The sequence below is a fragment of the Agarivorans sp. QJM3NY_29 genome, assembly GCF_050870835.2.
In the GTDB taxonomy this organism is placed as follows: Bacteria; Pseudomonadota; Gammaproteobacteria; order Enterobacterales; family Celerinatantimonadaceae; genus Agarivorans.
Window position 1 is genome coordinate 2,918,065 of sequence record NZ_CP194036.2, and the last position, 20,692, is coordinate 2,938,756.

General features: G+C 42.3%; 16 protein-coding genes. 7 read left to right on the forward strand and 9 right to left on the reverse strand.

All coding sequences use genetic code 11. The features are described from left to right. Positions 1-182: 182 nt before the first annotated feature. Positions 183-722 (reverse strand): hypothetical protein, encoded by a 540-nt coding sequence (locus ACRRS0_RS13280; RefSeq protein ID WP_432452707.1) that lies wholly within the window; start codon positions 720-722, stop codon positions 183-185. 145 nt (positions 723-867) lie between these two features. Further along, entirely contained in the window at positions 868-2,553 is a 1,686-nt protein-coding gene (locus tag ACRRS0_RS13285) for a sodium:solute symporter family protein (RefSeq protein WP_432452706.1), read from the reverse strand. A 985-nt stretch (positions 2,554-3,538) separates the two neighbouring features. On the opposite strand from ACRRS0_RS13285, the gene ACRRS0_RS13290 reads away from it, so the two are divergent. The 3 genes from ACRRS0_RS13290 to ACRRS0_RS13300 are packed head-to-tail and all read left to right on the forward strand — an operon-like array spanning position 3,539 to position 8,255. Further along, positions 3,539-5,461 (forward strand): PrkA family serine protein kinase, encoded by a 1,923-nt coding sequence (locus ACRRS0_RS13290; RefSeq protein WP_432452705.1) that lies wholly within the window; start codon positions 3,539-3,541, stop codon positions 5,459-5,461. A gap of 18 nt (positions 5,462-5,479) precedes the next feature. Then, positions 5,480-6,748: a YeaH/YhbH family protein gene (locus ACRRS0_RS13295; protein ID WP_432452704.1), complete on the forward strand. Its 1,269-nt coding sequence runs from the start codon at positions 5,480-5,482 to the stop codon at positions 6,746-6,748. Positions 6,749-6,755: 7 nt separating this feature from the next. Next, positions 6,756-8,255: a SpoVR family protein gene (locus ACRRS0_RS13300; RefSeq protein WP_432452703.1), complete on the forward strand. Its 1,500-nt coding sequence runs from the start codon at positions 6,756-6,758 to the stop codon at positions 8,253-8,255. Between the two features lie 322 nt (positions 8,256-8,577). On the opposite strand, the gene nhaD is transcribed toward ACRRS0_RS13300, so the two are convergent. Together nhaD and ACRRS0_RS13310 are read right to left on the reverse strand one after the other, a co-directional pair. After that, on the reverse strand, positions 8,578-9,993 hold the full coding sequence (gene nhaD / locus ACRRS0_RS13305) for a sodium:proton antiporter NhaD (protein ID WP_432452702.1): 1,416 nt from the start codon (positions 9,991-9,993) through the stop codon (positions 8,578-8,580). Positions 9,994-10,033: 40 nt separating this feature from the next. Then, positions 10,034-11,203, reverse strand: coding sequence for a diguanylate cyclase domain-containing protein (locus ACRRS0_RS13310; protein ID WP_432452701.1), 1,170 nt, complete (start codon positions 11,201-11,203; stop codon positions 10,034-10,036). A gap of 107 nt (positions 11,204-11,310) precedes the next feature. Here ACRRS0_RS13310 and ACRRS0_RS13315 point away from each other — a divergent pair, with 107 nt between their 5' ends. Together ACRRS0_RS13315 and ACRRS0_RS13320 are read left to right on the forward strand one after the other, a co-directional pair. Next, positions 11,311-12,525, forward strand: a complete 1,215-nt coding sequence (locus ACRRS0_RS13315; protein ID WP_432452700.1) for an aminotransferase class V-fold PLP-dependent enzyme — start codon at positions 11,311-11,313, stop codon at positions 12,523-12,525. Next, positions 12,518-12,925 carry a SufE family protein gene (locus tag ACRRS0_RS13320; protein WP_432452699.1) on the forward strand — a complete coding sequence of 136 codons (408 nt, stop codon included), beginning with the start codon at positions 12,518-12,520 and terminating at the stop codon, positions 12,923-12,925. Before ACRRS0_RS13315 ends, ACRRS0_RS13320 begins: the two co-directional genes overlap by 8 nt. 4 nt (positions 12,926-12,929) lie before the next feature. On the opposite strand, the gene ACRRS0_RS13325 is transcribed toward ACRRS0_RS13320, so the two are convergent. The 4 genes from ACRRS0_RS13325 to ACRRS0_RS13340 form a co-directional block, all read right to left on the reverse strand. Further along, on the reverse strand, positions 12,930-13,208 hold the full coding sequence (locus ACRRS0_RS13325; protein ID WP_432452698.1) for a hypothetical protein: 279 nt from the start codon (positions 13,206-13,208) through the stop codon (positions 12,930-12,932). Between the two features lie 185 nt (positions 13,209-13,393). Further along, positions 13,394-13,834, reverse strand: a complete 441-nt coding sequence (locus tag ACRRS0_RS13330) for a hypothetical protein (RefSeq protein ID WP_432452697.1) — start codon at positions 13,832-13,834, stop codon at positions 13,394-13,396. Positions 13,835-14,128: 294 nt separating this feature from the next. Beyond that, entirely contained in the window at positions 14,129-15,865 is a 1,737-nt protein-coding gene (locus ACRRS0_RS13335) for a sodium:solute symporter family protein (protein WP_432452696.1), read from the reverse strand. Next, entirely contained in the window at positions 15,866-16,117 is a 252-nt protein-coding gene (locus ACRRS0_RS13340) for a DUF4212 domain-containing protein (RefSeq protein ID WP_432452695.1), read from the reverse strand. A gap of 390 nt (positions 16,118-16,507) precedes the next feature. Here ACRRS0_RS13340 and ACRRS0_RS13345 point away from each other — a divergent pair, with 390 nt between their 5' ends. After that, positions 16,508-17,191 carry a tRNA (adenine(22)-N(1))-methyltransferase gene (locus ACRRS0_RS13345; protein ID WP_432452694.1) on the forward strand — a complete coding sequence of 228 codons (684 nt, stop codon included), beginning with the start codon at positions 16,508-16,510 and terminating at the stop codon, positions 17,189-17,191. A gap of 148 nt (positions 17,192-17,339) precedes the next feature. Further along, positions 17,340-18,641, forward strand: a complete 1,302-nt coding sequence (locus tag ACRRS0_RS13350; RefSeq protein WP_432452693.1) for an inosine/guanosine kinase — start codon at positions 17,340-17,342, stop codon at positions 18,639-18,641. A 20-nt stretch (positions 18,642-18,661) separates the two neighbouring features. On the opposite strand, the gene ACRRS0_RS13355 is transcribed toward ACRRS0_RS13350, so the two are convergent. Next, entirely contained in the window at positions 18,662-20,677 is a 2,016-nt protein-coding gene (locus ACRRS0_RS13355) for a putative bifunctional diguanylate cyclase/phosphodiesterase (RefSeq protein WP_432452692.1), read from the reverse strand. Positions 20,678-20,692 lie beyond the last annotated feature (15 nt).

Genomic DNA, 20,692 nt, shown 5'->3' on the forward strand with positions numbered 1-20,692 from the left:
ATCATCGCTTCAATGTGAGTCGCACTCACCATCACTCTATATAAACGACGCCAGATAATTATGACGTCGTTTTTTTTATTCACTGACTTGAGAAGCAGCATTCAGCAAACCAGTGACATCACACCCGAAGGACCTCTGCCGCTCAAGAGCTAAGTTTTCCCCAAGCACACTGTTCCAGCAGCCTAATCTTTAAGGGTCAAATCAGCATTTAATTGTTCTGCGGACTCTCCCGCCAAATTGTACAATTCGCGTAACTCAATGAAGTTTTGATAGCCTCGATTCAGACTCAATTGCTCAGCCTTTGTTGATTGACCTGAATCCAACAAGTAAAATACCTCCGAACTACTTTGTTGCCAACGCGCGAAGTACGTTTCAAAAACCTCCAATCCTTGTAAAACTTCAGGAAAATCTCTTAGCAATATCAAAAAATTCAGCATTCCTTGTTTCGCTTGTTGGGCATGCTGATGATGAATATCCACATAATGTTGCTGCTGAGTACTTGCTAATGAAATCGCTTCTAACTCTGCCGTTCTCGCTTGATAAAGATGTCGGTCAGCATTTAAGATCTCCTGCATCGCTGGTAGCAATTTGGCCTCAAGTACATCTATCGACTTGCTATACCGAACGCCGACATGACTGAGGATTAACAACACCATGCTCACAAGCAAAACGTTGATCACCAAAACTAATCCATACTTGAATTTTTTAGCGTCTAAATCCATACGGTGCAGCTCCTCTCATATTTGATAAGCCAAGTAGCGTCAACAGATAAGCTGAAAGGGGCCTATCCAGCTTGAGTTCGGTTGTTAAACGATAGCTAAATTTATCAAAAATAGACTCAAAACATTGAACCTTATCGTCAACAAACTAAGCTGGCGGTCGCCTTAGTTCCGCAACTAAACTCTGAACCGATTCAGGCGCATCCTGCGTACAATGATGCACCAAGAAAGCCACCGCAAAATTACTTAGCATTCCCAGTGCGCCAATTCCCTCTGGTGAGATCCCAAACCACCAGTACTCTGGAACATTAGCCGTCGGCTCAATAAATTTGAAGTAACTAATATAAGTAAGCGTCAAACTCATCCCAACCAACATACCGCTCAACGCACCCAGCCGATTCATCTTCTTAGAAAATATCCCCATAACCATAGCTGGAAAAATAGAACAGGCAGCTAAACCAAACGCATAAGCAATAACCTCTGCAACCAAAGCTGGTGGATTAACACCCAAATATCCAGCGGTTAAAATTGCCGCGCAAACACTCATTCGCGCCCACTTGAGCTCTTGCTTATCAGTTAAATCAGGTTTGATTATGTGTTTGCCGAGATCATGAGCAATGCTACTTGCAATAACCAGTAATAAACCTGCAGCAGTTGACAAAGAAGCTGCCAAACCTCCCGCTGCTACCAAGGCGATAACCCAATTGGGCAAACTCGCCAGCTCTGGGGAGGCTAATACCACCATATCTTGATTAAGATAAACTTCATTGCGCTCATCACCACTATAGAATAAATGCTCGTCACCATTAACGTCCTGCCATTCAACAAGCCCCGTTTGTAGCCAGTTATTCAACCACTGTGGTTCTTGCGAAACCTCAAGTTGCAGCGGCTTCTGGGGATTAATCGACTCGATGATATTTAACCTGGCAAAAGCAGCTACAGCGGGGATTGCAGTGTAAAGCAGCGCAATGAAAACCAGGGTATATCCCACAGATGAACGGACTTTTTTGACCCCAGAAACGGTAAAAAAACGGGTAATTATATGCGGTAAACCAGCAGTCCCCATCATTAAGGCCAGTGTAACAAAACCAATATCGATCAATGATTTATGACCACTGGTAAACGAAGCAAGACCGAGTTCAAGGGATAAAATATCTAGCCTATCCAGAACATACTGTTCTGGTTGTCCAAGTAAGTGGCTACCTAAACCCATTTGCGGTAGATACTGGCCAGTTAAACTAAATGAGGTGAGAAATGCGGGGACTAAAAAAGCAAAAATAAGTAAGCAGTACTGAGCAACTTGAGTATAAGTCACCCCTCGCATGCCTCCCCATACGGTGTAGATAAACATAATCACCATCCCGAGCAACACGCCAAGATTCATGTTTACATCTAAAAACCGAGAAAACACCAGACCAATACCCCGCATCTGTCCCGCGATATAGATAAATGAAATAAACACAATACAGATAACCGCCACCAGCCGAGCTATACGCGAGTAATAACGTTCGGCGATGAAATCCGCGATCGTTATTTTTGCAAATAGCCGTAGGTAGGGCACTAAACAGAGCGCTAATATGACATAGCCACCGGTCCACCCCATCAAATAAATACCGCCATCATAACCAGCAATAGAGATGAGCCCAGCCAAGGATAAAAACGAAGCCGCAGACATCCAACTGGCCGCCGTAGCAATACCATTAGTGACCGGATGAACCTGCGCACCAGCGAGGTAAAACTCGCGCGTCGTATTGGCCTTAGTCCAAATAGCAATGATCATATAAGAGGTAAAACTACAGCCTATAAATATAAAGACCCAAGTTTGAATACTCATTTTCGCCCAACAAGCCGTGTTCTACACGATGATTTTAAATTGGCAAACATGGTTTGATGTCTCACCAATAAAACACGGCATTCGTTAATAATTTGTTAAAAAATAGAGCTTAATCGAAGGCTTGAAACTTAGACTTTGGTATATTGTAGCTTAGCTTGCCCCATAGACCGCACAACTTGGAATAACAAAAAACACAACTCATTGTTTTTTATATCCAATTTATAAAATATAAGCTAACTAATTCTTTAGTCTAAATGCTTACTTCAACGGTTAATATTGGAGCGCCGCAATGCTTAGAGAAAGGTAAACTACATTTTCTTCTATTTATTTAAGGCATAAAAAAAGCTCTCGCAAAGCAAGAGCGAATGGAAACGTGCTTTTTGTAAACCTTCAACACTACTCCCCTCGATGCAGTGCTCGCCGACCAAAGCTGGAAGGTTTAAGCCACCCCCTAAAAATAACATAGCAAACGCTCATGGCAACATTTTATTTACAATAATTTAACGTTATTTGAGCTATATAACATCGTGACTAAGTGAATCACCCGATCGATTTCATTGTTCACAGCGTATAAAACGTCAGTGAAAGGCACACATGAACTTGTCAAGAAAACGATGAAATTGTTGGTTTAAATTTAGTACAAGGTTTCTCTGGTTCAATCATATATGCAACATCATCCAGTAATATACCTTGCAACACACAAACAATAGGACTTAAATATCGGTTAAATCTTACGCTGTTAGTCGCCGTTGCTTCACCAGCGATGACATCAATAATGGCCGATTAGCTGGACTGTTTTTCATCTTCGTATGGTCTTAGCAGCAAACCTTGGTGCATTGAAACATCAGCGATTTGTTACAAAAAAATGCTTATTTTTTATTAATTTATTTTTGTCATGGTATAAACTTACTTTAACGCTTCATCAAATTTATTGTTTCTAAATACTATCTGTTATCAAGATAGCTTGTTTTAGGGGGCCTAGGCTATGAGTATTTTTGACCACTATCAACAGCGTTACGAGCAAGCTCAGGAAGAAGAGCTCACGCTCAATGAATTCTTAACTCTATGTAAAAATAATCCCAGCACTTACGCCAGCGCAGCAGAGCGTTTACTGATTGCCATTGGCGAACCCCAAATGGTAGATACTTCCAAAGATCCACACCTCAGTCGGTTATTTTCGAATCGAGTAATTGCTCGTTATCCAGCCTTTAAAGAGTTTTACGGCATGGAAGATAGCATTGAGCAAATCGTCTCTTACCTGAAGCACGCCTCTCAGGGATTAGAAGAACGTAAGCAAATACTCTACTTACTCGGTCCTGTTGGCGGGGGTAAGTCATCGCTTGCCGAAAAACTTAAAGCTTTAATGCAGCTCGTTCCCATTTATCGGATTAAAGGTTCTCCAGTAAACGATCATCCTTTCTGTTTATTTGATGCGAATGAAGATGGTGACATTTTACAGCGAGAATACGGGATTAATAAACGCCATTTAAAAACGATTATGTCACCTTGGGCCGCAAAACGCCTTCAGGAATATAACGGTGATATTAGCCAATTCACAGTGGTAAAAAGTTTCCCATCCATCCTTCAACAGGTGGCTATCGCTAAAACCGAACCAGGAGATGAAAATAACCAAGATATCTCATCCTTAGTGGGCAAAGTCGATATTCGTCAACTAGAACACTATGCGCAAAATGATCCCGATGCCTATAGCTTCTCCGGCGCTTTATGTCGAGCCAATCAAGGTTTGATGGAATTTGTTGAAATGTTTAAAGCCCCTATCAAGGTATTACATCCGTTGTTGACAGCAACCCAAGAGGGGAACTTTAATGGTACCGAAGGCCTATCGGCAATTCCATTTGAAGGCATTATCCTCGCTCACTCAAACGAATCAGAATGGCAAAGTTTTAGAAACAACCGCAACAATGAAGCATTTTTAGACCGTGTTTACATTGTGAAAGTGCCCTACTGTTTACGAGTCAGTGAAGAAATAAATATTTATCAAAAACTATTAGATAATAGTGAGTTAAATACCGCTAAATGTGCCCCTAGCACCTTAGAACTGTTAGCCCAGTTTTCAGTCTTATCGCGATTGAATGACCCCGAAAACTCTAGTATTTACTCTAAAATGCGGGTATACAACGGAGAAACTCTGAAAGACACCGATCCGAAAGCGAAGTCTTATCAAGAATACCGGGATTTTGCAGGGGTGAATGAGGGAATGGAAGGTCTATCGACGCGCTTTGCCTTTAAAATTTTGTCGCGCGTATTTAACTTTGACACCACCGAAGTTGCAGCAAATCCAGTCCATTTATTCTATGTCTTAGAACAACAAATTGAACGCGAGCAATTCAGTCAAGAGCTGGCCGATCGCTACCTCGAACATTTAAAAGGCTACTTAATTCCTAAATATGTAGACTTTATTGGCAAAGAAATTCAAACCGCTTATCTCGAATCTTATTCCGAATACGGGCAGAATATTTTTGACCGCTATGTCATTTATGCTGATTTTTGGATCCAAGATCAAGAATATCGAGACCCAGACACCGGACAGTTATTTGACCGAGCAGCCTTAAACGCCGAGCTTGAAAAAATTGAAAAACCCGCAGGGATTAGTAACCCTAAAGACTTCCGTAACGAAATCGTTAACTTTGTATTAAGGGCTCGAGCCAGCAATGATGGCAAAAATCCAAGTTGGACCAGTTATGAAAAACTGCGTACCGTCATTGAGAAAAAAATGTTCTCTAATACCGAGGACTTACTACCCGTTATTTCTTTCAATGCTAAAACCTCCGTTGATGACCAACAAAAACATGACGACTTTGTTGACCGTATGATGGAGAAAGGGTACACCCGGAAGCAAGTACGCTTGTTATCTGAGTGGTATTTACGCGTTCGTAAATCTTCATAGATTTGATGGAGGGCGTCAATGGCTCATTTTATCGATCGACGTTTGAATGGTAAAAATAAAAGCGCGGTGAACCGCCAGCGCTTTATTCGCCGCTATAAAAGTCAAATTAAGCGGGCGGTGAATGACGCCGTTAATCAACGTAGTATTCAAGACTTAGAGAACAGCGAAAGCATTAGTATTCCGCATAAAGATATTAGTGAACCATTTTTCCATCAAGGCGAAGGAGGCCATCGTCAGCGAACTTTACCAGGCAATGACCAGTTTGGAACCGGAGACAAAATAGACCGTCCAATGCAAGAGCAAGGCGGCGGTTCAGGTGATGGTGAAGCCAGTGATCAAGGCGAAGGCACTGAAGAATTTCAATTTACCATTTCCAAAGATGAATATTTAGATATTCTATTTGACGACTTGGAGCTCCCCAATCTGCAGGAGACCGATGTAGACAGCATTGTTGAATACCGAACTGCTCGCGCTGGCTATACCAATGACGGTGTGCCTGCCAATATCAATATTGTGCGATCCTTGCAAAACTCTTTGGCTCGAAGGATGGCTATGGGGGGGGATAAACGTAAGCAACTTAAACAGTTAGAACAGGAACTTGCAGAAAAAATTTTAGATCCACTCGTAAACCAAAGAGTAATAGAACAATTAAAACAAGATATCGCTAACTTAAAAAAACGTTTAGCAAAGATCCCTTTTATCGATACTTTTGATCTTAAATTCAACAATTTTGCGAAATACCCCGTACCGAGTACTCAAGCCGTTATGTTTTGTTTGATGGATGTTTCAGGTTCGATGGACCAAGCAACCAAAGACATCGCCAAACGATTCTATTTACTCCTATATCTATTCTTAACTCGTAGCTATAAAAAGATAGAAGTGGTGTTTATTCGCCACCACACTCAAGCAAAAGAAGTTGATGAACATGAGTTTTTCTACTCTCAAGAAACCGGAGGCACGATTGTTTCTAGTGCGCTGACTTTAATGGATGACATCATCAAAGCGCGTTACCCCAAAGAGCAGTGGAATATCTATGCGGCTCAGGCATCAGATGGCGATAATTGGGCCGACGATTCACCCAAGTGTCGAGAATTGTTGGAAAAAACGCTACTTCCACTCAGTCGCCACTATTCGTACATAGAAATCACCAATAGAGCCCATCAAAGCTTATGGCATCAGTATGAGCAACTCAGTGAAATCTTCCCAAACTTCTCTATTCGTCATGTAAAAACGGCCGAAGAAATTCTGCCAACCTTTAGAGATCTCTTTAAAAAAGCCACAGCGTGAGGCCCACATGAGCAAAACTAAGATGTTGCCCGATGGACCAGATTGGACCTTCGAGATGCTAGAAAGCTATCATCAAGAAATAGCCAAGGTAGCTGAACATTACCAACTAGAGACCTATCCAAATCAGATTGAAGTCATCACTGCCGAACAAATGATGGATGCCTACTCCAGTGTCGGTATGCCAATCGGCTACCACCATTGGTCTTACGGCAAAAAATTCATTCAAACCGAACAAACCTATAAACGGGGACAAATGGGTTTAGCTTATGAGATTGTGATTAATTCCGATCCTTGTATTGCTTATTTAATGGAAGAAAACACCATGCCTATGCAGGCTTTAGTGATCGCTCACGCCTGTTTCGGTCATAATAGTTTTTTCAAAAATAACTATCTCTTTAAAACTTGGACCGATGCTAGCTCGATTATTGATTACTTAGTTTTCGCAAGAAACTACATTAGCAAATGCGAGGCTCGTCATGGCGTAAATGCGGTTGAAGATCTATTAGATTCCTGTCATGCATTAATGAACTATGGAGTTGACCGCTATAAACGCCCGAGCCCGATATCTATGGAAGAAGAAAAACTACGGCAGGATTCCAGAGCCGAGTATTTACAAAGTCAAATCAATGAGCTGTGGAAAACCATTCCAACGAAACAAAATAGTGATCCCCAAGCTAAAGGTCGTTTCCCGGTATCACCTGAAGAAAATATTTTGTACTTTGTGGAAAAACACGCACCTCTATTGGAAACGTGGCAACGAGAAATAGTTAGGATCGTGCGTAAAATTAGTCAATATTTTTATCCTCAGAAACAAACCCAAGTGATGAATGAGGGTTGGGCTACCTTCTGGCACTATACCATCACCAATCACTTGTTTGATCAAGGCTTAGTCAGTGAACGATTTATCTTAGAAATATTACATAGTCACACCAGCGTAATATTGCAACCCAACTATAACAGCCCATACTTTAATGGCATAAACCCCTACGCATTAGGCTTTGCCATGATGACTGATATTCGTCGGATCTGCGAGTCTCCAACGGAAGAAGATAAACGCTGGTTTCCAGATATTGCCGGGAAAGATTGGTTAACAACCTTACACTTTGCAATGCGCAACTTTAAAGATGAAAGTTTTATCAGTCAGTTTCTATCGCCTAAAGTCATTCGCGATTTAAAACTATTTACGCTTGATGACAATGAACATAAACCTTATTTAAAGGTAAAAGCAATACATGATGATCAAGGCTACCAGCAAATTCGAGAAGCGCTCAGCTCACAATATAACCTAAGTAACATCGAACCAAATATTCAAGTATATAATGTTAACTTACGGGGTGACCGTTCACTAACCCTTCGCTACGTTCCTCATCAGGGCATTCCTTTAGCCAAAAGTAAACATGAGGTACTCAAGCATCTACATCGATTATGGGGCTTCGATGTAATACTTGAACAAGTTGATGAACAAGGAAAAGTAAAGCAAATTGCACGCTGCCCTAATCCAGAATAGCTACAAAAGGAATGGGCGACATATATTCTAAGGGGAATTAGCTTCAGCAAAAATAAATTTATTCCCGACCTCACCAGCAATTAAGCTTTTAAGGTCTGTTTTTATTCAAGATAAAAATTTTAATCTCTACAAGCGGTATCAAGCAAAGCAAACAAATACCGCTTTAACAGAGTATACGGCCCAACTGGCAATGTATAAACGTATAAGCCCCCTACTCCCTAGAGTGCGTGACTGCGGTCAGTAGAAACCGAGAAACCGTTTGATGGCTAGAATTAAAAGATTAACAGGCTGAATAAAACTGGTATTTCAAGCAACAAGCCCCTCAAAATAACGAAGCATTAAGTAACAAATGGCAATAAATCGAGGCCACGTAACCCAGCGCAATCACCGGACTCCAGCGCAGGTGGCTAATAAAACTATAGTGACCACGGGCTTGCCCCATCAGCGCCACACCCGCAGCAGAACCGATAGATAATAAGCTTCCCCCAACCCCAGCAGTTAAGGTCACCAATAACCACTGTCCCAACACCATATTGGGCTCCATAGTGAGGACCGCAAACATGACTGGAATGTTATCCACAATTGCACTCAACACGCCAATCGCAATATTTGCGTGGGTTGGCTCCCATCGCTGATACATCAGAGAAGATGCCATCTCCAAATAACCAATAAATCCAAGCCCTCCGACGCAAATAACCACCCCATAAAAAAACAACAAGGTATCCCACTCGGCTCTAGCAACCCGGTTGAATATATCAAAAGGCACCACACTACCAAGAGCTTTTAAGCGTGCATCATCTCGTTGAGCAATCGCATTCACCGCTTTTTTATGTAAGCTAGAAGCTAAGGTTTTACGTAAAAAGAAGCCAAAGAACTGCAGATAACCGAGCCCCATCATCATGCCTAACACAGGCGGCATATGGAATAGACTATGACCTAATACAGCAGTAGCAATCGTCACCAAAAACAGCAGTACAATTCTTTTTGCGCCACGTTTTAGCTCTACCGTTTCATTTTCAGCTTCCACAGAGTCTGCTGAAACAAACACCGACATGATGATGGCAGGAATCAAAAAATTCACCATCGAAGGTAACAATAAGTCAAAAAACTGAGAAAAATGAACCAATCCTTTTTGCCACACCATCAGCGTTGTAATATCACCAAAGGGACTAAAAGCGCCTCCCGAATTGGCACCAATCACAATATTGATGCAGGCTAAATTAATGAATTTGCTATTGCCATTAGCCACCTTCATGACTACTGCGCACATTAACAAAGCCGTCGTCAGATTATCGGCGACCGGAGAGATCACGAAGGCCAAACTTCCCGTTAGCCAAAATAATTGACGATAACTGAGCTGCTTACGAACCAGCCAGGCTCGCAGTACATCAAACAGCCGCCGCTCTTCCATCGCATTGATATAGGTCATCGCCACCAACAAAAACAGCATCAACTCAGAAAACTCAAGTAAATTGTGCCTGAAAGCCTCAGTGACGAGGTGCTCTTGGCCAGAGCCTCGATAATAGATAGCAATTAAAAACCAAATTAAGCCTGCAGCAACCAATACTGGCTTAGATTTTCGTAAATGAATCACCTCTTCGCTCATCACCAATAAATAGGCAACAATAAAAATAACCAAGGCGCCATAACCTAACCATGAATCGACCAAATTACCATTTTCAGCGGCATTTACAGTTAAAGAAAAAACACATAATAGCAAGAATAAAGGGGCCCGCATCCAATCCAACTCCTAAGTGAAACCGAATATATTCAAAAACTTAACGGCCGTAGCTCAAAGCTACCGGACTACGATGGTTATTCATGGCATGTTCAGCTTTCATCAGTAATTGTTCAACAGTCATCACGGAACTATCGATACAAGCCACCCCAAATCTCGTTTCCAGTTGTAAGTCCTCAGCAAAGCGACTCCAAAATTCTGTACTCAATGCAGTCTGCATACGTTCTGCGGTATCGAGCGCTTGATAAAGGCTTGTCTCAGGTAAACCAATAACAAACTTGTCTTGTTGATAACGAGCGATTAGGTCTACTTTTCTAATCTTAGGATGCAATAGGTTTACCATGTTAATCAGAAGTTTATCGGCTTCTTCTTGCCCCAGCGTATCTTGGTAGTTAAAAAAATGATTAATTTTTATTAAGATGACAGAATAAGCATTTTGATAACGAGAGCTTCGTTCGATTTCTGTCTCGGAGAATCGTTTAAAACAGGTCTCATTTGCTAAGCCAGTTACGGGATCAACGTCTACTACTGGCGATAATGATTCATCATCCGCAGCTCTAGCGAAATACTGTTCGCTAAACAGTTGTAATCCCTGTTCAGCAATATATTGATTACGCCATAATTTATGCAATAAAAAGATCCCGACAAGCAACAGCACATAAACTAAACCCATGGTTGAAAGTATCGAATATGCCCATTGGCCCAAGTGCAGGGAAGAGGCCTGAAAATCGGTATATACCACAAATCCGCCAGCAATACTTATCATGCTATGTGCCAATACTATTGGTATATAAATAGCTGTGAGTAACACCGGTAAACTAAAAATCAACCAGAAAGGTAAAACAAGGACAGAATGGTTAAAGAGTAATAAGCAGAGCAACAGGCAGTGCTGGCAGAACATCGCAAGGACAAAAGCCGATACCTCTTTTACGCTAAGGAGCTGCTGACCAAACCAGCCTAATATAACTTGAATAAACAACCAGCAAGCGAGAGCTCCGGTCGCCTGCCAATCTGCGACCACCCACCAAGCTTGTAATAAACCGGTTTGTGTAAAAAAAAACAACACACTCAATGCATATATCACTTGAATACCAGCCAGCCGACGACACTGTTGTAACCACTTCATCTCGCGAAATCGACTTTCCTGACTCGGCTGAGCAAAGCCAAAATAGACTTTTTGCCAAGTAACTAAGCTTGAAGACTGTGGCATCTTATCTGTAACTCCATTACTAAAATCAAAGATAACATCGATATAGGCTAGTGTAGAATCTCCGCTACCGATACAATAACCGCTTTATTTGCTATGGTAAGACAACTGTGACTTCAGCTAAACAGCATATCTATCGGCGGTATTTTCCGTCTTTAAACCGCGAAAACCAACAGCTTACCTATTTGGATAGTGCGGCATCGACACAAGTTCCTAAAGCCGTGCTCAACGCGATTCAAAACTACTACCAACACGGTCATGGAAACGTTCATAGAGCGAGTCATCAATTCGCGCGACAAGCCACCAATGCCTTCGAATCAGCCAGAAAGACCATTGCTGAATTTATTGGTAGCAAAGCTGACAACATCATTTGGACCAGCGGCACCACCCAAGGCTGTAATATGCTAGCGAATGGCTTAGCCTATAGCTTAACCGAGGGTGATGAAATTTGGGTGAGTGAATTAGAACATCACTCCAACCTCGTCCCTTGGCAACAATTAGCAGCCAGAACCCGTGCCACTCTTAAGTGTATACCTATATTAAATAATGGTGATATTGATATAGATAATTTTAAAGAACACTTTAGTGAAAAATGTAAAATTTTAGCGGTCTCTCACGTCTCCAATAGCATTGGAGCGCTGTTGCCTATTCCAGAACTAGTCCGACACGCGCAACAATATGGCGCAAAAGTGATTGTTGATGGCGCTCAGGCGATCGCTCATCTAGATGTTAACGTTGAGCGTTTAGGCTGCGATTACTATCTTTTTTCTGGTCATAAAGTCTATGGTCCAACAGGTATTGGAGTACTTTATGGAAAAACGGAAGCCTTGGAAGCCTTACAACCAAGTATATTTGGCGGAGAAATGATCAGCCAAGTGAGCTGCGAAACAAGCACTTGGAATCGTCTGCCCTACCGATTAGAAGCGGGAACACCGAACATTGTGGGGGCCATCGGTTTAGCCGCAGCCCTAAAATTTTTAAAGCAGTTTCCGCTCAAAGAACGTTTAAATCACGAACGCAGCCTATTAAATTACGCACTCACAAAGCTAAGAGAACACCCCAAGGTCGAGCTTATTGGGACGCCAATGATGCGTGTTGGTTTAATTTCCTTTGTTCTCAAAGGGATCCATCCTCAAGATGCTGCAACGCTGTTCGACCAGTATAATATAGCGCTACGATGTGGCCATCATTGTGCGATGCCTTTAAGTAAAAAACTAGCCAAACAAGGTAGTATTCGTCTGTCTCTAGGGCTCTATAATACTCAGCAAGAGATCGATAAACTCATCGAGGCAATAGACAATATCATGGAGCTATTTGATGAGTAATACACCGCAAATCGGTTTAACTTTAGAGCATATAGAGCAAATTTTTCAGCCATGCCAATCTTGGGAAGAACGTTACCGACAATTGCTATTATTAAGCAAACAGCTTCAACCGATAGATCCGCAATACCAGACCGAACAACACAAAGTTATTGGCTGCGAAAGCGACGTATGGCTGCATTACCACCAAGGTCAATTACAAATAGATAGTAACGCTCGAATCATCAAAGGCTTACTGGTGATCTTACTGGCTTGCATTGCTGAATACCCTCTACAAACAGAACCAGCCAAAATCTTATTCCGTAAGACCTTAACCCAATTGGGTTTAGCTCAGCACCTCAGCGAATCGAGAAACAATGGCATTACTGCCATATGGCAGCAAATAAATACCAACGGTTGCTAATCAATTATTCTTCACTAGGAATGGTGTATTGGCGACGTTTTTTGGTTTTAATGATCACTTGTGGCTTAGAAGCACCTTCCTCAACCACCGCTCTATATTGACTTCTTGGAATAGACTCGGCTGTAATTTTTGGCTTAACTAAAACGTTTGGCTTAGCTGAAACGTTTGGCTTAGCTGGCTCAGGAGGACGACCAGCAACAACATATTTAAAACCGCAATCACGGCATGCCATTAAAGCAGGTTTATGTCCACCACAAGATGGACATACTTGATTAGCACTCACGACTTAATCCTATAAAAATAATAGATAAAAGTAACAAACACCAATTGTATTGGATTGGCTGCATTTAATCACAACAAATTAATCATTTAATGATCTAGAAACCAGTTATTGACATCAAAGAACCGAATGAATGCACTGCGTCTTGTTGCACACCAAAGAAGTATATTCTATCAATTAGGTGATATTTAACGCACGGTTTGACTGTAGAATTCGCTGATATATTTGCCACCTTTAATATTAGCGATGATACGCAGTTTATAGCTATTTCCCTGATTAGGGATCAAACTCCGCAATTCAGTGCTGCGCTGCCAATAATAAGGGCTATCTTTCATTTCCATGGGATAAGCGGTAACCTGATCCGAACTATCAACCAAGAATAAAGTGGCTTGGTCTAAAGGAAAGGTTGAGTTCACTTCGGTGACTCCCGCTTGATCAGAGATATTTAAACGAAAATCACCCGATTGCAAAATACATTGTTGATTAATAATATCGCAATGACCATAAGTACTGAGCTGAATCACTCTATCCTTACCCGCGTCATGCTCTAAATAAATATCAGAAGCAATGTAGCCGCCGATAGCCAAAAATGGCATCACCAGTATCGCCAACTTAGTATGTTTGTTCATTTATACATCCTGTATTTGGAGCTTTAAAATTGGACACTCTGTAGCAAAACTGATTGTCTGGTTTTGAGTATTTGAAAACCATCACTACGTAAAAATGCCCAACAATTTTTAACACCTCATGATAGAACGGCGATTTGCCTCTGCTATCAACAATCATTGATCGTAAGTCATCTTAAACCTGAATAGACCTATCACTATCTGGTTTTAAGTATGATTCATCATATGGTCATTTAAGATAAAGAAAGGCTCCAACTAGGGAGCCTTTTGCTTCACTAAGTTCAATCAATACTCGAATTAATGGTCGTGTGCCGCCCCCGCACCATGCGGTATACGGAAGTTTTCCACCATATCTTGAATATGTTGCGGCGCGGGTCCTGTGACCTTGCAAACAGCAAAAGCAACGGCAAAGTTAACTAAAGCCCCAACAACACCAAAGGCATTAGGCGAAATTCCCAAGAACCAATTGGGAGCCATATCACCCAAGAAAGAGGTACCAGGAATAAACATAATGCCCTTATGCTGGAATACGTACAGCATAGTCACGCCAATCCCCGAGCACATGCCTGCAATCGCTGCTGTGCCACTCATTTTCTTGGCGAAAATACCCATCATCAACGCAGGGAAAATAGAAGACGCAGCTAAACCAAAGGCCAATGCCACCGTACCTGCGGCAAATCCAGGCGGATTTAAACCGAGATAACCCGAGACAAGAATGGCTAAGGTCATCACAATACGACCCGCCAGCAACTCATTTTTATCCGAGAGGTTGGGCGTTAACACCCCCTTCATCAAGTCATGAGATATAGAGGAAGATATTGCCAACAATAAGCCCGCAGCCGTAGACAGGGCCGCAGCCAGGCCACCAGCAGCAACTAAGGCAATCACCCAATTAGGTAAGTTTGCAATCGCAGGATTTGCCAACACCATGATGTCACGGTCCACTTTCACCATCTCATTTGCGCCTTTATCGGCCACATACTGAATTTTGCCATCACCATTTTTATCTTCAAATTTTAGCAGCCCAGTTTGCTCCCAATCTTTAAACCACTGAGGACGCTCATCATATACCAGATTGTTATCCGCTGAAGGAACAATGGTATTCATCAAATTAAAGCGAGCCATGGCGCCTACTGCTGGTGCCACAGTGTAAAGAAGCGCAATAAATACTAAAGCATAACCTGCCGAAGAACGAGCCGCTTGCACCGTTGGTACGGTGAAGAAGCGCATAATCACATGTGGTAAGCCCGCAGTACCGATCATTAACGACATGGTGTAGGCAAACATATTCAGCGTGCCTCCCATATTATCAGTGGTATACTCTTTAAAGCCTAAATCAGTGACCACCATATCCAACTTATCCAGCAGGTATACACCACTGCCATCAGCCAAAGTGCTCCCTAATCCAAGCTGCGGAATAGGATTACCCGTTAACTGCAAAGAAATGAATACTGCCGGAATCGTGTAAGCAAATATCAACACACAATATTGAGCAATTTGCGTATAAGTGATGCCTTTCATCCCACCTAACACCGCATAAACCCAAACGACCGCCATACCGATATATAAGCCGTTATCGTATTCCACTTCCAAGAAACGGGAAAAGGCCACGCCCACTCCTTTCATTTGACCGATAATATAAGTTAGTGAAGCAATGATAAGACATATAACTGCAACAATTCGTGCCCCCCTAGAGTAATATCGATCAGAAATAAACTCCGGTACGGTAAATTTACCGTGTTTACGCATATAGGGTGCTAACAACATTGCCAATAATACGTAACCCCCGGTCCAACCCATTAAAAATACCGAGCCACCATATCCAAGGAAGGCAATCAAACCTGCCATAGAAATAAACGATGCGGCACTCATCCAGTCGGCGCCAATTGCCATCCCATTCTGGATCGGTGTTACCCCTCCACCAGCCACATAAAAATCGCTAGTTGATGAGGCGCGAGCCCACCACGCAATAGCAAAATAAAGCCCAAATGAGCCAAATACGGCGATGTAGGTATAGAGTTTTAACTCGTCCATTTATGACTCCTTCACATGGTATTTTTTATCGAGCTTATTCATTTTGGCGGTATACCAAAAAATTAAAGCGACGAAGGTATAAATTGAGCCTTGTTGCGCAAACCAAAAACCTAATTTATATCCACCTAAACGGATCTCATTCAGCGGTTCAACCAATAACAAGCCAAAACCAAATGAGACCACGAACCATATGACGAGACAGATAAATATCAAACGCAAGTTTTCTTGCCAATATGTAGTCTGTTCTTCCATGACATTTCTCCAAGCAATCTAGGTCACGCATTGCTGATTATAGGGTGACTGATATGTTGCATTATTGTTAATAGCCAAATTTGATTTAAATCAACTTCTTTGCTGTAGCAATAGATCCGATATCAAATCAATTCAAGCCTACCGAATAAAAACTTAACAAATACTTAACAGGACAGGTATTAATCTTTAGTCTAAAGCTTTGCGAAATTGACTAAAAGTTAGAGCTCGTCGCACTCAAATAGGCCATATTTGGCACCAAAGATCACTTCAGATAACGAGGTTTAACCAAGCAAGCAATAGAGACTGGCTTCAAGCTAGGAGTGGTGGGCTAAAATAGTTGCCAATAAAGGCTAGAAATATACTATAGCGTGGTTTATTTAGGGGATTATCGTGAAACTCAACCGCCGCTTAGCATTTATTGACCAACTGATCACTCAGCACTACCGTGATATATGGGACTGCTGCTGCGATCACGGACAACTGGGAGCCCAATTACTACAACGGGAGATAGCCGGGACGGTGCACTTCGTCGATCAAGTTTCCACGATAAGCGCCCAACTAGAACAACAATTACAACGATTTTTCCCGTGCAACAAGTCTCATTCGAGTCCGAAGTGGTTAGTTCATTGTATTGATGCTGGCGAGCTCCCATTAAGCGCGGCTCATCCAAGCCAAACGGAGGAGCTGATTATCATTGCAGGTGTCGGCGGCGAATTGTGCATCCAGCTGATTGATAGCATTTTATCGAAACATCCACAGCGACCGCTAGAATTCATTCTTTGCCCAGTCCATCACCAATACGAATTACGCGAATTTTTGGCCAAGAAGAAACTGGCATTACTCAGTGAACATCTAATTGAAGACAAACGGCGCTGTTACGAAGTGCTGCATGTGAGCACAACTGCAGGCCTTAACATTAGCCCAATCGGTCAGCAGATGTGGCAACTAACGAATCCCGAGCATCGACGTTATCTATTAAGGACTATTCAGCATTATCAGCGAATGAGCCAAGCCTCGGCACATCCTGCCTTAAGCCAGTATCAAGCTTTACTCGAGCCAGATGAACATCAATAAAAGGTGAAATCACCTCATTTGCATCGCAAAGAGGTGTATATCAATTCAAAAAGTCACATTTCATACAGCCTGTGGTAAAATCGCCGCCGCTCAACAAGGTAGCAGCTAAGCTGCTAAAACAAGCACTATTGAAACAAGCGACTTTTGCATGAAATTTCCTGGCCAACGTAAATCCAAACACTATTTTCCGGTAGAGTCTCGCGACCCTTTAACTAATTTGCTGGATCCGGTGCAACGCCCGCAACATACCCACATTACAGGCATCGATCAAACCTTAGTGGATATAGAGGCGCATGTGAGTGAAGACTTCATTCAACGCCATAACTTAGTGAAGGGAAATTCTTTGCTGATTGATGATGAGGCCGCGAGTCTTCTCTATCAGGAGCTACAAGACGCTCAGCTGATTAGCGCTGAATTTGCTGGTGGTACTATCGGTAATACACTGCACAACTATTCTACTTTAGCTGATGGTAGGTCAGTGATGTTTGGCGTGATGAGCAAGAACATCACCATTGGAGATTACGCTTACCGCTACTTATGCAACACTTCTTCGCGCGTCGATCTTAATCATTTAGAACCTGTTGCCGGTCCTGTTGGGCGTTGTTTTACCCTCATCACTGAATGTGGTGAGCGAACTTTCGCCATCTCTAAAGGCGACATGGATAAGCTCAGTCCCCAGCACATTGATGAACAACTAATTAAATCTGGTGCCGCCTTAGCTTTAACCGCTTATTTAATGCGAGCCGGGAATGATCCGATCACTGATGCGGCAATGTTAGCGATTGAATATGCACATCAAGCCGAAGTCCCAGTGGTACTAACGCTCGGCACTCGCTTTTTAATTGAAGATGATCCTCAATGGTGGCAAAAATTTATCGCAGAGCATGTCACTGTATTGGCTATGAATGAAGAAGAAGCAGAAGCCTTAACTGGACACAGTGATATATTACAGGCTTGCGAAACCGCTTTAGAATGGTGTGATTTGATCCTTTGCACCGCAGGGTCCCGTGGTTTATTCATGGCCGGTTATACCGACGAAAATCATAAACGTAGCACCACACATACCCTGTTACCCGGCTCTATTCCAGAATTCAACCGCTATGAGTTTTCTCGGCCCATGTTGCGCCAACATTGCCAACAAGCAGTCAAAGTATATTCACACATAGCCCCATTTATGGGCGGTCCCGAAAAAATAACCAATACCAATGGTGCGGGTGATGGGGCGTTATCGGCACTACTACATGATATGGCGGCTAACGTTTTTCATCGTACAAATGTACAACAATCCAGTAAACACCGTTATCAAGCCTTAAGCTATTCCTCATTTGCGCAAATTTGTAAATACGCAAACCGAGTCAGCTATGAAGTATTGGCCCAAGATAGTCCTCGACTATCCCGTGGTTTACCGGAGCGTGAAGAAAGCCTAGAAGAGGCTTATTGGGAACGCTAAGCGCCCCAATATAGCGTTATCTACAAGGTTTTTGCTTGTAAATAACGCTCGTAAAAGGCCTGCTTAGGAAGCGGCCTTGACATAAAGTAACCTTGTCCATAATCGCAACCAACGTCAGCAATATATTGCCTTTGCAACTCTGATTCCACCCCTTCAGCAACCACTTTCAAGTCTAAATGGTGGGCCATCGTAATAATTCCCTTCACCAACGCTGCGCTATCTTTATTGTTCTCTAGATGCTGAATGAATGAACGGTCTATTTTTAATAAATCAATATCCAACTGCTGTAGATAAGCCAAAGAAGAATAGCCAACGCCAAAATCATCGATAGCCACATCGATGCCTTGTTGATGTAAAAGCGTCAGTTGCTGCTTAATCGAAGCGTTGGTTTTCATCAGCACATTTTCGGTGATTTCAATCATAATACTATGTTCTGGTAGCTCATAGGCTCTGACTTCCCGTAGCCAATCGTCAATCCAAATACCGCCGTCATCAAACTGCGATGGTGAGGTATTCACACTAATTTGTATTGGTAAATACCCTTGCTGACGCCAAAGGCTAATCGTTGCAACCGTTTCGTGCATCACCCATGCACTAAGTTCTCGGATCAAACCTGAATCTTCCGCAGCAGCAATAAATTCTCCAGGACTAATCAAACCTCTTTCAGGGTGATTCCAGCGTAATAAGGCCTCTGCTTTACTAACTCGCTCAGTGTTTCCAGTGGTGCGAACGGCAACAATCGGCTGAAAATATAACTCAAACTGCTGCTCGTTTATGCCTGTTCGTAATTCCTCTAACAACTTACGTTTTTGTTGCGCCTCAATTTGCATTTCTGAAGAGAAAAATTGATAACAATTGCGACCACGACTTTTAGACACATACATCGCTTGATCGGCGTGTTTAACTAATTGCTCTACACTATCGCCATCTTGCGGATAAAAAGTGATCCCAATACTACCGCTCACATAAACAGCTTCGTGTTTAATATTAAAACGTTTCGCTAAACCTTCTAATACCGTTTCTGCAATCCCTGTTATCCGTTCTTTATTACTGACCCCTTCAATAACAATAGTGAATTCATCTCCACCTAAACGAGCGACTGTATCCTGCTCGCGCACACAACGTAGTATTCGTTGCCCTGCTTGGCCCAACAAAATATCACCATAATCATGGCCCAAAGTATCGTTTATTTCCTTAAACCCATCTAAGTCGATGAATACAATAGAAAAACTCACATTGCTCTTGACTAAACCTTGAATTTTTTCATAAAAATATCGACGATTAGGTAAGCTAGTTAAACCATCGGTATAGGCATACTCCAAGAGTTGGTTGTTGACACTTTCCAACTCTTGAGTGCGTACCTTCACTTGAGTTTCTAACTTGCGGTCCCGAGCCTCAATCGTTTCTAACATACTGTTAAAGCATTCGGTCAAGTTGGCGACTTCATCCCCCGAGGATTGCTGCGCGCGTAAACTATAATCATTACTCGAAGTGACTCGCTCGGCAACATCGGTCAAATGTAATAAAGGCCGTAAAAATCCGCGCTGCAAAAATAATGAAAAAAACCAACTTAAACCAAAGGTGATAAGCAGCAGAACCACTAAAAATTGACCATAAAATATGATCCGTTGCTCGATATAACTCTGATTGGCCGAGAGGCTCAACTCTCCATAAATTTGTCCATCCATCACCAATAAACTAGAGGTTCGGATAATCGCACCGGGCTGCTGCTCTAAAGCAACAGAGTCTACAGGACTAACCACGCTCGCAATCAGCTGCTGCTGTGAATCAAATATTTCAGCTTTAACCACATCTTTGCGTAACAACAATGGTTTAATTAATTCGTGCATCGACTCTTGGTCATCAAACAGCAACGCTGCCGTCACGTTCGGCGCGATAATATTAGCCAAGTTTTGTAAGCCCTGCTGTTGCTCACGCTTAGCGCTGACCAACTCATAAGCACTAAAAACCCCAGCGACCATTAGAGTTGAGAATACTGCCATACTCATTAGAATAAATAGCAGTTTTTTACTCATTGTATTCATTAGAAA

What these genes read in the sequence shown, in the direction of transcription:
- ACRRS0_RS13280 (WP_432452707.1), bottom strand. Translation starts at nt 722, where the DNA reads ATGGATTTAGACGCTAAAAAATTCAAGTATGGATTAGTTTTGGTGATC.
- ACRRS0_RS13285 (WP_432452706.1), bottom strand. Translation starts at nt 2,553, where the DNA reads ATGAGTATTCAAACTTGGGTCTTTATATTTATAGGCTGTAGTTTTACC.
- ACRRS0_RS13290 (WP_432452705.1), top strand. Translation starts at nt 3,539, where the DNA reads ATGAGTATTTTTGACCACTATCAACAGCGTTACGAGCAAGCTCAGGAA.
- ACRRS0_RS13295 (WP_432452704.1), top strand. Translation starts at nt 5,480, where the DNA reads ATGGCTCATTTTATCGATCGACGTTTGAATGGTAAAAATAAAAGCGCG.
- ACRRS0_RS13300 (WP_432452703.1), top strand. Translation starts at nt 6,756, where the DNA reads ATGAGCAAAACTAAGATGTTGCCCGATGGACCAGATTGGACCTTCGAG.
- nhaD (WP_432452702.1), bottom strand. Translation starts at nt 9,993, where the DNA reads ATGCGGGCCCCTTTATTCTTGCTATTATGTGTTTTTTCTTTAACTGTA.
- ACRRS0_RS13310 (WP_432452701.1), bottom strand. Translation starts at nt 11,203, where the DNA reads ATGCCACAGTCTTCAAGCTTAGTTACTTGGCAAAAAGTCTATTTTGGC.
- ACRRS0_RS13320 (WP_432452699.1), top strand. Translation starts at nt 12,518, where the DNA reads ATGAGTAATACACCGCAAATCGGTTTAACTTTAGAGCATATAGAGCAA.
- ACRRS0_RS13330 (WP_432452697.1), bottom strand. Translation starts at nt 13,834, where the DNA reads ATGAACAAACATACTAAGTTGGCGATACTGGTGATGCCATTTTTGGCT.
- ACRRS0_RS13335 (WP_432452696.1), bottom strand. Translation starts at nt 15,865, where the DNA reads ATGGACGAGTTAAAACTCTATACCTACATCGCCGTATTTGGCTCATTT.
- ACRRS0_RS13340 (WP_432452695.1), bottom strand. Translation starts at nt 16,117, where the DNA reads ATGGAAGAACAGACTACATATTGGCAAGAAAACTTGCGTTTGATATTT.
- ACRRS0_RS13350 (WP_432452693.1), top strand. Translation starts at nt 17,340, where the DNA reads ATGAAATTTCCTGGCCAACGTAAATCCAAACACTATTTTCCGGTAGAG.
- ACRRS0_RS13355 (WP_432452692.1), bottom strand. Translation starts at nt 20,677, where the DNA reads ATGAGTAAAAAACTGCTATTTATTCTAATGAGTATGGCAGTATTCTCA.